A 13,576-nucleotide genomic window follows, 5' to 3' on the forward strand; every position below is an offset into this window, starting at 1 on the left:
TTGTTCGAGGGGACAAAAACCAAAAACGACGCCCGGGAAGCCGGACGCCGTTTTGTTTGCGGACCGTTTTCTTGGGAGGGGAAACGGCAGGTCCGCCGCATGTACAGTCGCCGCTTTCGGCGGAAAGGGGTTGGGACGCGGTAGCCGCCTGAGCCCGGGCCGTACGAGTGATGCCCCCATCTCCCGTTCGAACCACACCGCGTCCTGCGCCCTTCATAGCAGCAGAAGCCATCGTTGTCATGTTACCAGAGGTTACATGACACTGTTACGCGGCAACTCTCGTGAAATTCTCAGCCATCCCGGCAGGGTCCGGGCAACAAAAAAGCCGGATCAATGAAGATCCGGCTGAGTTTGATTGGAAGTGCCGGTTAAGGCTAACCTCCAGAGGGGAACACTCGAGGGCGCTAATGGGAGGAGAACGCGCCCAGGAGATGATCTATATATGTGCTCAACATGCCCAAGAAACAAGCATCTATTTTGCAACACACGCATGCAAAAAGACATAGGCTGTGGTCCAACCCACTCCAGAAGCCAATAGGACCAGCAGAATCTTCAAAAATGGGGCGCTCAACCACGCAATCGTCACTACAGAAGCGTGAATCGCGGCCGGTTTTCGCCCCAAGCCACCAAAACTACGCAATGATGTCGAAGCAGGCAGCAGACGTTCATTTCTGAGGCAATCGGAGAGAAAGCAGCCAATGCGGACGTTTTCGGCGATTGCCGGCAGCATGGCCTTCTTCATCGCAGCACCCGGCGTGGTCGCCGGGCTGGTTCCCTGGCTGCTCAGCGATCATTATCGCTTGCCGTGGTCCACCGTGCCGGGCTTTGTTCCTGCCGGCGGCGTCCTCATCGCCGCTGCTGCCGCCGTTCTGCTGCATGCTTTCGCCCGTTTCGCGCTCGAGGGGCTGGGCACGCCGGCCCCGGTCGCGCCGACAGAGAAGCTCGTGATCGGCGGCATCTACCGCCATGTCCGCAATCCCATGTATGTCGCCGTGCTGTCGATCATCCTCGGCCAGGCGCTGCTGTTCTCGAGCTGGACGCTTGTCGCCTATGCCGTCATCGGCGCTGTTGTCATGGGCTCCTTCGTCAAATTCTACGAGGAGCCGACGCTCGCCCGCCGCTACGGCGCCGACTATGAAACCTACCGCCGCAACGTCCCCGGCTGGCTGCCGCGCCTGACGCCCTGGCGGGGCGAACAGATCACCAGTGTCGCCGATCGTCCGCTAGGGCTAGAATGACCAACTGCGCGCTTTCGCGATAATGAAGTCGCGGAACACGTGCAGCTTGGCCTGGTTCTTCATCGCGTCGGGATAGGCGAAATAGGTGTCGAAGGACGGCACCTCGGTTTCCGGCAAAAGCTGTACCAGGCCGGAGTCCTTGTTGATGACATAGTCGGGCAGCATGGCGATGCCGGCGCCGCCCTGCACGGCGCGCTTGATCGACAAGATGTCGTTGATCTGTAGCGACGGCACGCGCTGGCCGCCCTCGAAATCGCCGACCGTCTCCAGCCAGTTCAACTCCGACAGATGCGACGGCACCGGCAGGCCGAAGGTGACGATGCGATGATTTCTCAGCTCCGAGACCGAGGCCGGCTTGCCATGCTTGGCGACATAGGAAGGGGCCGCATAGAGATGGAAATGCACGGTGAACAGGCGGCGCTGGATCAGGTCCGGCTGCTGTGGCTGGCGCAGCCGGATGGCGCAATCGGCCTGACGCATGGTGAGGTCGAGTTCCTCATTGGCGAGGATCAGCTGCAGGCTGATTTCCGGATAAAGCTCGATGAACTCCTGCACCCGTTCGGTCAGCCAGCCGGCGCCGAGGCCAACGGTCGTCGTCACGCGAAGCACGCCGGAGGGCCGGTCCTTGGTCTCGGTCAGGCGCGATTTGATGGTCTCGAGCTTCATCAGCACGTCATGCGCCGTGCGGAACAGCATCTCGCCCTGTTCGGTCAGCACCAGGCCGCGCGCATGGCGGTTGAACAGCGGCACGCCGACATCGTGCTCGAGCGCACTGACCTGCCGCGAGATCGCCGATTGCGACAGGTGCAATGTCTCGGCCGCGTGCGTAAACGACCCCGCTTCCGCCGCAGCGTGAAACACGCGTAGCTTGTCCCAGTCCAACGCCATGATTCCCCTCGTCCTGTTTGGCGTCTGAATGAAAAATCAGGCTTTTACACGGCGTTTCTAAGCCGTTTTTTTAACAGTTCAAAGCGGCCGCTATTCGGCTGCTTCGCGATGCACCTCGATGCCGGCCAGATACTTTTCCGCCTCGAGTGCCGCCATGCAGCCGAGCCCCGCCGCCGTCACCGCCTGGCGGTAGACATCGTCGGTCACGTCGCCGGCCGCGAACACGCCAGGCACGTCGGTGCGGGTCGAATTCGGGGCCGTCCACAAGTAACCGTTCGGCTTCTGCTTCAGCTTGCCCACGAACAGCTCGACCGCCGGCGCATGGCCGATCGCCACGAACACGCCGTCGACCTTGAGATGGCTTTCGACACCGGTCACCGCATGCTTGAGCTTCAGCCCTTCGACCGACGGCGGCAGCGGCGCCTTGCCGGGGCGACCGGTGATCTCGTCGACCACAGTGTCCCAGATGACGCGGACATTGTCCTTCTGCAGCAGCCGCTCACGCAGGATGCGCTCGGCGCGGAAGTCGCTGCGCCGATGGATGACCGTGACGCTCTTCGCGAGGTTCGACAGATAGAGCGCTTCTTCCACCGCCGAATTGCCGCCGCCCACCACCGCGACATCCTTGCCGCGATAGAAGAAGCCGTCACAGGTGGCGCAGGCCGAGACACCGAAGCCCATGAAATCCTGCTCGGTCGGAATGCCCAGCCACTTGGCCTGCGCGCCGGTGGCGATGATCAGCGCGTCGGCGGTGTAGGTTGTGCCGGAATCGCCCTTGGCGCGGAACGGCCGCACGTTGAGGTCGACTTCGGTGATGATGTCGTTGATGATGTCGGTGCCGACATGCTCGGCCTGCTTCAGCATCTGTTCCATCAGCCACGGTCCCTGGATGGGATCGGCGAAGCCGGGATAGTTTTCGACATCGGTGGTGATCATCAGCTGGCCGCCCTGCTGCAGGCCGGCAACCAGCATCGGCTTCAGCATGGCGCGAGCGGCGTAGACCGCCGCAGTATAGCCGGCGGGGCCGGAACCGATGATGAGAACGGGCGCGTGCTTGGTGGTCATCTAAAACCTCTGCGGGGCAGACAGTGCCGTGGGAAAAGACTTGGAATTCGCGCTTAATGTAAGGGTTGCCAACCACGCCAGCAAGACGAACGGGCCGTCGTCCCCGGAAAGCTTCGGCCCAAGCGGTTATTCGCGTCATTGCCGCTTTCGTTACCGTTCAAAAATCGCGTTGATGAGGGCTGGCGCCAACACAAAAGTCGTTTAATTACAAAATCGCGAAAGATTCTTGCGCCGAGCTGAGACCGCCATGCCCCTGAAAGCCGACCTCGACGCCATCGACTGGAAGATCCTGCGCGAGCTGCAGGCGGATGGGCGCATGACCAATGTCGAGCTGTCGAACCGCGTCGGCATTTCGGCCCCACCCTGTCTGCGCAGGGTAAAGCGGCTGGAGGAGGCCGGCATCATCCGCGGCTACCGCGCGCTGCTCAATGCCCCGGCGCTTGGCCTCGATGTCGTCGCCTTCTGCCTGGTCGGCCTGCATCACCAGGCCGATGCCGAACTGCGCACCTTCGCCGAGCGCACGCGCGGCTGGCCGATCGTGCGCGATGCCTGGATGGTCTCGGGCGAATCCGATTTCCTGCTGCACTGCGTGGCAAGCGACCTCGGCGCCTTCCAGACCTTCGTCATCGAGGAGCTGACCTCGACCCCTAATGTCGACACGGTGCGCACCGCGCTCACCATCCGCAGGGTCAAGGATGAAGGCCTGGTTTCCTTCGAGCGTCCCTGAGGTCTGACGAACGCCTGTGCGCCGGTGAATTCCTGGCCTTCGCCACACCGACACCGCGTTGGTATTCGACAGACGCTGATGTACAAGGCTGGACGGCTCTGCCGGACTTCGTCGCTTGACTGACCGCTTGATTGGTTTCTCAAGCGATTCCAGGAAAAGTGTGTAACGGTTTTCCGCGCGGATTTGCTTGGGTACAGATGGCGAAAGCAGCGTTGCTCTGGGGGCGGCCCGCCATGGGAAGGGGACCATGACTCGATTTGCAAGCCCGGTCTCGGCGCTTATCATCTGTGTGAACGAGGCCGATATGATCGGCCCGTGCCTGGAAAGCATCGACTTCTGCGCCGAGATCATCATCGTCGATTCCGGTTCGACGGATGGCACGATTGAATGCGTGAAAAGCTATATCGCCAAGGGCTACCCGATAAGGCTCTTGCACAATGACTGGCCGGGTTTTCCCCGTCAGCGGCAATTCTCGCTCGACCACGCGACCCAGCCCTGGTGCCTTTCGATCGACCCGGACGAGCGCGTCGACGACCAGTTGCGGCAGTCGATCGTGGCCATCACTCGGGCCGCCGACGACAAGATCCGCGGCTGGTACATCCGCCGCCGCGATTGGCTGAAGGGCTACGGCTATGCGCACCGCTGGGTGCTGCACAACAGGCTGATGCGGCTTTTCCGTCGGGAAGGCGCCACCATCGATCTCACCGCGCGAGTGCACGAAGCCTTCCAGGTGCCCGGCGAGACCGGCACGATCGAAGAGGGCGTCCTGCTGCATCGCCGTGAAATATCGGTCGAGGAGGATCTTGCCCGGGCCAACGCCTATTCCAGCCTCAAGGCCGTCACGCTGGTCGAGAAGGGCAAGAAGCCCGGCCTGGTGCGGCTGGTGCTGTCGCCGTTCGGCAACTTCCTGAAATTCTACCTAGCCAAGCGCTATTTCCTGTGCGGCCGGCATGGCTTCGTCTACTCGATGTCGGTGATGATCTATTCCTTCGCCACGGAGGCAAAGCTCTACGAAGCCTCGGAACGCAACGATCCCGTGTGAGCAGTCAGGCCTGGATCAGGACCTGTTGTCCCGGCCTTGCGTTTCAATCGCTGCGAGCAGGTCACCGAGGTCGCTGCTGTCCCGCAAGGGCCTGATGGCGAAGCCGGGCTGGACCGCCGCCTCGCCGTCGACCAGCCAGCCCCGTGCCAGACCGGCGCGCTCTCCCGCCTGCATGTCGGCTGGCTTGTCGCCGACGATCAGCGAGCGCTGGAGATCGAGAGCAAGGCGTTTGCCCGCCTCGACCAGCATGCCCGGATTGGGCTTGCGCATCGGATGATCGGGAATGGCAAGTGGTCCGACACCGGCCTCGTGGTAGGCGCAGGCAAGCACCATGTCGACGAACATGCCCTGATCGCGCAACAGGTCGAGCACGCGGCCATTCACCGCCGCAAAGACGCTCCAGCCGAAATAGCCGCGCGCAATGCCGGACTGGTTGGTGACCACGACAACCGGGATTCCCGCCCGGTTGGCGGCCGCGATCGCCGGCAGCATCTGCGGCCTGAGTTCGATCTCGGCCGGGTCGCTGGGATAGTCGGTATCGACGTTGATGGTGCCGTCGCGGTCGAGGAACAGCGCCGGCAGATGCGGCGGGAAAACCCGGTCTCCAATCCGCTCGATCCACACGCCCGGCTCGGTCAGCGGATGTGGCGTGGCCGTCCTGTCAGCCATTGCTGAGACGCGCTTCGACCACTTCGCAGAGATGATGGTAGAGGCACAGATGCCCTTGCTGGATGACCGGCGTCGAGGTCGAGGGCACGTTGAGCAGGATGTCGCACAGCGGCTTGAGCTTGCCGCCGGTGTCGCCGGTCAGGCCGATCACCGTCATGTCCATCATCCGCGCCTGTTCGGCGGCGGCCAGGATGCTCGGCGAATTGCCGCTGGTCGAGATCGCCAGAAGCACGCCTCCGGCCGCGCCATGCGCCTCGACCTGGCGCGAGAACACCGTGTCGAAGCCGTAATCATTGCCCCAGGCCGTCAGCACCGCTGCATTGGCCGGCAGCGCGATGACATTGTAGGCCTTGCGCTCCTTGAGGAAGCGGCCGACCAGTTCGCCGGCTATGTGGATGGCGTCGCTCGCCGAACCGCCATTGCCGGCGATCAACAAGGCCTTGCCCGACGAGAGCGCCGTCACCACGGCGTTCGCCGCCCGCTCCATCTCGCCGGTCAGGTCACGCTCGACCATCGCCGTGATCGCGGCCGCCGAGCGGGCCAGATAGTCGTTCAGTTCAGACATCAAAACCTCAGCTTGTAGAGCCGGCGCGCAATTTGCCGATGGTGCCGGTGGTGCTCTTGCCGGCGACGAGATCGACCAGCACGACGCGCCCGCCGGCCTTTTGCACCACATCGGCGCCGACCACGGTGTCGATCGTATAATCCGCGCCCTTGACCAGGATGTCGGGCAGCAGCGCCTCGATCAGCGCCAGCGGCGTGTCCTCCTCGAAGACAACGACGGCATCGACCGAGGCAAGGGCGGCAAGCACGCAGGCGCGGTCATGCTGGTCGTTGACCGGGCGGCCCTGCCCTTTCAGCCGCCGCACCGAAGCATCGCTGTTGAGGCCGAGCACCAGCCGGTCGCACTGGCTGCGCGCCGCGTGCAGCAGGCTGACATGGCCGGCATGCAGAATATCGAAGCAGCCATTGGTGAAGCCGACGCTCAGGCCCTCTTCCTTCCAGGCCGCCACCATGCGCGCGGCCGACGAGGCATCGAGGATGGCATCCTTGTGGGCGGTCGGTCCGTGCGAGCGAAACAGCGCGCCCGTAAGCTCCTCGACCGTCAGCCGCGCGGTGCCGCGCTTTCCCACCACGACGCCGCCGGCTGCATTGGCGATCGAGGCCGCCGCGACCGGATCAGCCCCCGATGCAAGCGCCAGCGCGAACGTCGCGATCACCGTATCGCCGGCGCCCGAGACATCGAACACTTCGCGCGCCTGGGTAGCGATATGGCGCGCCTCGTCCGGGCCCACCACGCTCATGCCCTTTTCGCTGCGCGTGGCGACGACGAAGTCGAAACCATGCGCCGAAATCAGTTCGCGCGCCGCAGCCACGATCTCGTCATCGGCGAACACCGCATGGCCGACGGCCTCGCCAAGCTCCTTGCGGTTGGGGGTGATGGCGGTCGCGCCGGCATAGCGCGCATAGTCGCGGCCCTTGGGATCGACCAGCACCGGCTTGCCGGCCTGGCGGCAGATGGCGATGAGTTCGGCGGCGACGCCGTCGAGCAGGATGCCCTTGCCGTAGTCGGACAGGATGACGATGTCGGCCCCCGTCAGTGCCGCGCGGAAATGCCGGATCAGCCCTGTCCGCTCTGTCTCGTGCAGCGGCTTGATCTCTTCCTCGTCGAAGCGCAGCACCTGCTGGTTGAGCGCGCTGAAGCGGCTCTTCGACGAGGTCATGCGGCCGCGCTGCTGCGAAAGTCCCGCTGTCTCGGCGCCAAGCTCGCCGAGCATGCGCACCAGGCTGTCGCCGGCGGTGTCCGTGCCGATCACCGAAACCGGGATGGCCCGCGCGCCAAGCGAGACGATGTTGGCCACGACATTGCCGGCGCCGCCCATGGCCGAGGTCTCGCCGCGCCCATGCAGCACGGGAATCGGCGCCTCCGGCGAAATCCGCTCGATGACGCCGTTGACGAAGCGGTCGAGGATAAGGTCGCCGACCACCAGCACGGTGACGCCGCCAAAGCGGGCAATGGCTCGATGCAAGGGTTCGGGAGAAGGCGGATTGTGCTTGATCATATCACTGGCAACGCGCGGGGAAAAACAGTCGCTGAAACATATAGGGTGTCGGCTGGCGGTCGTTCATGCCTGCCGATATACCGCAATTCGAACCGGCGCAACGGCGGCGCCGCGTCAGGTCTTCTGCAGGGCAACGTGGACGCCGAGCCCGACCAGCACGGCCCCACCAGCCCGCTGCATCAGCCGCTGCGCCCGGCTCGATCGCCGCAGCCGGCCGATGACGAGGCCGGCCAGGAACACGCAGACGATGTCGGCCGAGGAGAACATCAGGTTGACGATGGTGCCCAGAACCACGAATTGCAGCCACACCGGCAAGGCCGCCGAGGCATCGATGAACTGCGGCAGGAACGCCATGAAGAAGATCGCGGTTTTCGGATTGAGCACCTCGACGGTGATGCTCTCGAAAAAGGCGCGGCGGGCCGATTTGCGCTCGATGGCGGGCAGCGCCACGTCGCCCTCAACACGCTTGCGAAACAGCGAGACACCGAGCCAGATCAGATAAAGCGCGCCGACCAGCTTGACCGCCATGTAGAGCGGCGGCACGGCATGGAAAAGCACCGACAGGCCCGCGGCGGCGGCAAAGACATGGACATAACCGCCGAGATGGATGCCAAGTGCCGCCGTCAGGCCCGACCAGCGCCCGCGCGCCATCGTCTGCGCCGCCGCATAAAGCATGGCCGGACCGGGGATGTAGGCGAAGATCGCCGTGGTGGCGAAGAACGCGATGAGCAGTTCGGTCGACGGCATTTTTGTCCCTCATGATCGGTGCTGACTGAGCGGAAGCTTTTGCGGCGCCACTGTGACGCCTGCACCTGCTTTGTCGACAGCCCGGCTGGCCTCCCTTATAAGGACCGGAATCGCAATCAACCAGAGGCCTTCATGATCATCGTCACGGGCGGCGCCGGCATGATCGGCTCCAACATCGTCGCCGCGCTCAATGCCGAAGGCCATGACGACATCCTCGTCGTCGACGATCTCACCGACGGCCACAAGATCGCCAATCTCGCCGATTTGAAAATAGCCGACTATCTCGACAAGGATGACTTCCTGCCGCGCATCGAGGCCGGGTCGCTCGGCCGCGTCGAGGCCGTGTTCCACCAAGGTGCTTGCTCGACCACCACCGAGTGGAACGGCAAGTTCATGATGGAGGTGAATTTTGCTTGTTCGAAGCGGCTGCTGCATGCATGCCAGGCGTTGCGCGTGCCTTTCCTCTACGCCTCCTCGGCTTCCGTCTATGGCGGCGGTTCCGAGTTTCGCGAGGATCCGGCGCTGGAGCGGCCGCTCAATGTCTATGCCTATTCGAAGAAACTGTTCGACGACTATGTCAGGCGCACCGTCTTCGACACCGATCACTCGCAGGTCGCCGGCCTGCGCTATTTCAACGTCTATGGCCCGCGCGAGGCGCACAAGGGCGTCATGGCCTCGGTCGCTTTCCATCTGTTCAACCAGGTCGAGCGCGGCGAGAATCCGAAACTGTTCGGCGCCTATGACGGTTTCGGCTCCGGCGAACAGAGCCGCGACTTCATCCATGTCGGCGATGTCGCCGACGTCAATCTGTGGCTGTGGAAGCGAGGCGCGAACGGCATCTTCAACTGCGGCACCGGCCACGCCCAGCCGTTCCGCGCTATCGCCGAAACCGTCATCGACACGTTGGGCAAGGGCGAGATCGAGTTCATCCCCTTCCCCGACCACCTCAAGGGCAGCTACCAGAGCTTCACGCAAGCTGATATGTCCCGTTTGCGCGCGGCCGGTTACAACGGCCAGTTCCGGACAGTGGAAACCGGTGTCAGAGACTATGTCGAATGGCTGAAAGCCCAACGATCCTCGTGATCGGCCCACGCTGGGTGGGCGACATGGTGATGGCGCAGTGCCTGTTTTCGGCGCTGAAAGAGCTCCATCCCAACGCCGCGATCGACGTGCTGGCGCCGGCCTGGGCGGCACCGCTGGTCAAGCGCATGCCCGAGATCCGCCAGCAGATCGATTTCCCGCTGAAGCCCGGCGCGCTCGAATTCACCCATCGCCGCCGCTTCGGCCGCCTGCTGCGCGGTCGCTACGACATGGCTTATATCCTGCCCGGCAGCTGGAAATCGGCGCTGATCCCCTTCTTTGCCCGCATTCCGCGCCGTGTCGGCCATCTGCGCGAGATGCGCTATGGCCTTTTGACCGACATCGTGCCGCTGCCGGATGCCGTGAAACGGCGCACCGCGCAGGCCTATTTCAGCCTCGCCAAGGGCGGCAGTTTCCGCGCGCCGCATCTGACCGTGGATGCCGGCAACCAGGCCGCCTTGCTCGACCGTTTCGGGCTGGCGCCGCAGAAATTCGCGGCCCTGATGCCTGGCGCCGAATTCGGCCCGGCCAAGCGCTGGCCGAGCGAAAGCTATGCCGGCCTTGCCCGCGAATTCATGGATAAGGGATTGAAGGTCGCCCTGTTCGGTTCGAAGAACGACCGCGACGTCACCGCCGAGATCGCGGCCCTTGCTCGCGGCGTCGTCGACCTCGCCGGCCAGACGCGTCTGGAGGATGCCATCGACCTGATCGCAGCGGCAAGGCTGGCGGTCTCCAACGACAGCGGGCTGATGCATGTCGCGGCGGGCGTCGGCACGCCGATCGTCGCCGTCTACGGCTCGACCTCGCCCGAAAACACGCCGCCGCTGGCGGAGCGGCGCGAGCTGGTCTGGTTGCACCTCTCCTGCTCGCCCTGCCACCAGAAAATCTGCCCACTCGGCCATCTCAACTGCCTGAAGACATTGGAAGTAGGCCAGGTCGCGGCGGCGGCGTGGCGGCTGCTGGAATTCCCGGCCGCGGCATGAAGGTTCTGATCGTCAAGACATCGTCCATGGGCGATGTCATCCATACCTTTCCGGCCGTCGAGGATGCCAGCCTGCACCGGCCCGACGTATCCTTCGACTGGTGCGTCGAGGAGGCGTTTACCGGCATCGTCGCCCTGCACCCGGCGATCGGCAGGATCCACACGGTGGCCATCCGGCGCTGGCGCAAGGCGCTGTTGAAGGGCAGCACCTGGCGCGAGGCTGCCGCGCTGCGCCGAACCTTGCGCGAATGCCGCTATGATCTGGTCATCGACGCACAGGGCCTGTTGAAATCGGCCCTGGTGGCGCGCCAGGCGCGCGCACCGATCGCCGGCTTCGACCGGTCGAGCGCGCGCGAACCCTCGGCCACGCTGTTCTACGACGTCACCTACGGCGTGCCGCGCGACCTGCACGCCATCGAACGGACGCGGCGGCTGTTCGGACTGGCACTGGGCTACCAGCCCGATCTGTCGACGCTCGCTTCAGGCATCGTGCCGCCACCCGGTGCTCTCGCCGCCATCACCGGAAAGACCGCCTTCCTGCTGCACGGCACCAGCCGCGAGGACAAGAAATGGCCTGTAGAAGACTGGATCGGAACCGCCCGCCTGCTGATCAAGCGCGGCATGACACCGGTCACCACCTGGTCGAACGAACGTGAGAAGTCTGTTGCCGAAGCCATCGCCAGGGCCGTGCCGTCCACGGTCGTGGTGCCGAAATCGCCGCTGGCCGACATCGCCGCCATCCTTGGCCGCTCGACGCTGGTCATCGGCGCCGACACCGGCCTGACCCACCTCGCCAGCGCCTTCGGCCTGCCGACGGTCGCGGTGTTTTTGGCGACGGAGCCGGGTTTGACAGGCCCGCGCGGGCAGTTTTCCATGACACTGCTGGCCGCGCCTGGTGAGCGTCTGACGCCGGCTGAGGTAGTGGCGGAGGCGGACAGGCTGCTTAATCTTAAATTACAAGCGCCAGCCTAGGACCTTTTCAGAATTCGCTCTGGTGAGTTGAATAGCGGGGTTTTCGAGAACCGGAGCGGAGCGTACTTTAAAGTACGTGAGCACCGGAAGCTCAGAAAACCGCGCTAGTCGGCCGCCAGAGTAGAATTATCAAAAGGTCCTAAATAAACTGCACCTGGACGATCTCATACCCCCTGGCACCGCCGGGCGCATTGACCTCAATGGCGTCGCCGACTTCCTTGCCGATCAATGCGCGCGCGATCGGCGAGGAGATCGAGATGCGGCCGGACTTCACGTCGGCTTCCTGGTCGCCGACGATCTGGTAGGTCTTCTTTTCCTCGGTGTCCTCGTCGACCAGCACGACGGTGGCGCCGAACTTGACCTTGTCGCCGCTGAGCTTGGTGACGTCGATCACCTCGGCGCGCGCGATCAGGTCCTCAAGTTCGTTGACACGGCCCTCATTGAGGCTCTGCGCCTCCTTGGCGGCGTGGTATTCGGCATTTTCGGACAGGTCGCCATGCGAGCGCGCCTCGGAGATCGCCTCGATGATGCGCGGCCGCTCTTCCTGCTGGCGCCAACGCAGTTCTTCCTTCAATGACGCGAACCCCTCGCCTGTCATCGGGACCTTGTTCATGATGCCTGACCTTTCCTGCCGCCGCCCCCGCGTTTCGGGGGAGGCCTTGTCGTTGGGTACAAAAAGAAAACGGTCCGGCAGCCTCGGGCTAACGGAACCGTTTCACCGCAATTTGCCCTAATATAGCAATCTTCGCGGGTTTTTCACGCCCAAAAATCGGTTTTGCAAAAATCATCCCCGCCTTCACCTGAGGAAGCGGCTGACGAGGCGGGAGGCGACAAAACGGCCGCGATCGCTCGCGGCCGCTTCGGTAACTCTTTTGGGGCTGATCAGCTCCGCATGAAATGCTCGATCTGTTCGGACAGCATGCCGTATTCGCGCGAACCCTTGCCCGTGCGCTTCTCGATTTCCATCAGTTGCTGCTGGGCGCCGGCCAGGTCGCCGATCTGCAGATGCGCCTCGCCGAGATATTCGCGCACCAGCGTGTAGTTCGGGTCGATGCGCAGCGCTTCCTCGTAGTAGCCGAGGCCGACGGTGACACGTCCGGAATGGCGGTGCGAATAGCCGAGATAGTTGAGAATGCGCGGATCCTGCTTGTTGGCGGCAAGGGTGAGCACCGAGATCGCCTCGTCATAGCGCCCGGCCATCGCCAGCGCATGGCCGGCATCATAGATGCTGTCGTCATCCAGCATGCCTTCCTGGGGTGCGACGCACTTTTTCTTCTTCTTGTCCCAGACCTCTCCCTTCTTGCACTGGGTGACAGTCTGGTCGCTGCCACCACCGCTACTGCCCGCCGCGAATACCGGGACAGCGAAGAACTGCAGCGCGACAAGGGCAGTCGCGGCCTGGATCAGCATTCTTTTGTGCATCGAAGCCTCCTTGAGGGGTGAGAATGCAACACTAACGCTAAGCGTCCCGCGTTTCATCCCGGAAAAATTCACGTGGAGAACATCAGGTGACGGATGCCTGAAATCCGCTATCATCCGGGCAAACGACTGACGGAGACGGCCCGTGCAGCGGCGGCTTGAAAAAGACTGGGAACTCTCGATCGGCCCCGACACCGTGCGCCTGTTCATCCTCAAGGCCAAGGCGCTGAGTGCCGCCGTCAACGAGGACTATGCCGACGGCGCCGAACACGAGATCGAGTTCGACGGCGATACGCACGACAATCATCACCATGACGGCCTTGCCGAGGAAAGCTCGGAAAACCTGACCGAAGAGGAACTGCGCGAGCTGATCAACGACCTCAATGTCGATGAAGCCGCCGAACTGGTCGCGCTCGCCTGGGTCGGCCGCGGCGACTACGACGCCTCGGAATGGGTGGATGCCGTGACGGCGGCGCGCGAACGTGCCAACAAGCGCACGGCCAAGTACCTGCTTGGCATGCCGCTGCTCGCCGACTGGCTGGAGGAAGGCCTCGAAGCGATCGGCGCGTAACGCCGCGGTAACCGATTGTGATCGACGGAAAGCGTCCGTCCAGGCAACTTCAGCATGCCGGCGCCGTTTCGGAGCGATGGCAACGCTGAGCTTTTCCCGACTTTGCACCTTGG

Annotated in this window: 15 protein-coding genes; 7 read left to right on the plus strand and 8 right to left on the minus strand. The window is 63.6% G+C overall.

Features of this window, described 5'->3' with window-relative positions:
* The first annotated feature begins 698 nt into the window (after positions 1-698).
* Complete coding sequence (locus ACLGL5_RS32685) at positions 699-1,238, plus strand: methyltransferase family protein (RefSeq protein ID WP_069092954.1); 540 nt, start codon at positions 699-701, stop codon at positions 1,236-1,238.
* On the opposite strand, the gene ACLGL5_RS32690 is transcribed toward ACLGL5_RS32685, so the two are convergent.
* The gene (locus ACLGL5_RS32690) at positions 1,230-2,126 is read right to left on the minus strand and encodes a LysR family transcriptional regulator (protein ID WP_010911008.1); all 897 of its coding nucleotides are present in this window, start codon (positions 2,124-2,126) and stop codon (positions 1,230-1,232) included. The two genes, ACLGL5_RS32685 and ACLGL5_RS32690, sit on opposite strands and share 9 nt — an antisense overlap.
* 90 nt (positions 2,127-2,216) lie before the next feature.
* Positions 2,217-3,191: a thioredoxin-disulfide reductase gene (gene trxB / locus ACLGL5_RS32695; RefSeq protein ID WP_064980528.1), complete on the minus strand. Its 975-nt coding sequence runs from the start codon at positions 3,189-3,191 to the stop codon at positions 2,217-2,219.
* Between the two features lie 247 nt (positions 3,192-3,438).
* Between trxB and ACLGL5_RS32700 the strand changes: the two genes are divergently transcribed.
* Both ACLGL5_RS32700 and ACLGL5_RS32705 read left to right on the plus strand, forming a co-directional pair.
* Entirely contained in the window at positions 3,439-3,918 is a 480-nt protein-coding gene (locus ACLGL5_RS32700; RefSeq protein WP_019860544.1) for an Lrp/AsnC family transcriptional regulator, read from the plus strand.
* A gap of 247 nt (positions 3,919-4,165) precedes the next feature.
* The gene (locus ACLGL5_RS32705) at positions 4,166-4,960 is read left to right on the plus strand and encodes a glycosyltransferase family 2 protein (RefSeq protein ID WP_069092955.1); all 795 of its coding nucleotides are present in this window, start codon (positions 4,166-4,168) and stop codon (positions 4,958-4,960) included.
* A gap of 15 nt (positions 4,961-4,975) precedes the next feature.
* Here the strand turns inward: ACLGL5_RS32705 and gmhB are convergent, their stop codons facing one another.
* The 4 genes from gmhB to ACLGL5_RS32725 form a co-directional block, all read right to left on the minus strand.
* The gene (gmhB, locus tag ACLGL5_RS32710; RefSeq protein ID WP_019860546.1) at positions 4,976-5,629 is read right to left on the minus strand and encodes a D-glycero-beta-D-manno-heptose 1,7-bisphosphate 7-phosphatase; all 654 of its coding nucleotides are present in this window, start codon (positions 5,627-5,629) and stop codon (positions 4,976-4,978) included.
* Positions 5,622-6,194, minus strand: a complete 573-nt coding sequence (locus ACLGL5_RS32715; RefSeq protein ID WP_019860547.1) for a D-sedoheptulose-7-phosphate isomerase — start codon at positions 6,192-6,194, stop codon at positions 5,622-5,624. Before ACLGL5_RS32715 ends, gmhB begins: the two co-directional genes overlap by 8 nt.
* Positions 6,195-6,201: 7 nt before the next feature.
* Positions 6,202-7,692, minus strand: coding sequence for a D-glycero-beta-D-manno-heptose-7-phosphate kinase (rfaE1, locus tag ACLGL5_RS32720; protein WP_019860548.1), 1,491 nt, complete (start codon positions 7,690-7,692; stop codon positions 6,202-6,204).
* Positions 7,693-7,806: 114 nt separating this feature from the next.
* Positions 7,807-8,439 (minus strand): LysE family translocator, encoded by a 633-nt coding sequence (locus ACLGL5_RS32725; protein WP_019860549.1) that lies wholly within the window; start codon positions 8,437-8,439, stop codon positions 7,807-7,809.
* Between the two features lie 132 nt (positions 8,440-8,571).
* On the opposite strand from ACLGL5_RS32725, the gene rfaD reads away from it, so the two are divergent.
* The 3 genes from rfaD to waaC are packed head-to-tail and all read left to right on the plus strand — an operon-like array spanning position 8,572 to position 11,473.
* Positions 8,572-9,522, plus strand: a complete 951-nt coding sequence (gene rfaD, locus ACLGL5_RS32730; protein ID WP_069093511.1) for an ADP-glyceromanno-heptose 6-epimerase — start codon at positions 8,572-8,574, stop codon at positions 9,520-9,522.
* Positions 9,495-10,502 (plus strand): lipopolysaccharide heptosyltransferase II, encoded by a 1,008-nt coding sequence (waaF, locus tag ACLGL5_RS32735; RefSeq protein WP_069092956.1) that lies wholly within the window; start codon positions 9,495-9,497, stop codon positions 10,500-10,502. Before rfaD ends, waaF begins: the two co-directional genes overlap by 28 nt.
* Complete coding sequence (gene waaC, locus ACLGL5_RS32740) at positions 10,499-11,473, plus strand: lipopolysaccharide heptosyltransferase I (protein WP_069093512.1); 975 nt, start codon at positions 10,499-10,501, stop codon at positions 11,471-11,473. The genes waaF and waaC overlap by 4 nt, the downstream gene beginning before the upstream one ends.
* 139 nt (positions 11,474-11,612) lie before the next feature.
* Here the strand turns inward: waaC and greA are convergent, their stop codons facing one another.
* Complete coding sequence (greA, locus tag ACLGL5_RS32745) at positions 11,613-12,086, minus strand: transcription elongation factor GreA (protein WP_008877613.1); 474 nt, start codon at positions 12,084-12,086, stop codon at positions 11,613-11,615.
* Positions 12,087-12,355: 269 nt separating this feature from the next.
* Positions 12,356-12,895 (minus strand): tetratricopeptide repeat protein, encoded by a 540-nt coding sequence (locus tag ACLGL5_RS32750; protein WP_038648984.1) that lies wholly within the window; start codon positions 12,893-12,895, stop codon positions 12,356-12,358.
* A 142-nt stretch (positions 12,896-13,037) separates the two neighbouring features.
* On the opposite strand from ACLGL5_RS32750, the gene ACLGL5_RS32755 reads away from it, so the two are divergent.
* A complete protein-coding gene (locus tag ACLGL5_RS32755) occupies positions 13,038-13,463 on the plus strand; it encodes a DUF3775 domain-containing protein (protein ID WP_019860553.1) in 426 nt (141 codons plus the stop codon).
* Positions 13,464-13,576 lie beyond the last annotated feature (113 nt).

It is taken from the genome of Mesorhizobium sp. U510 (genome assembly GCF_059180695.1).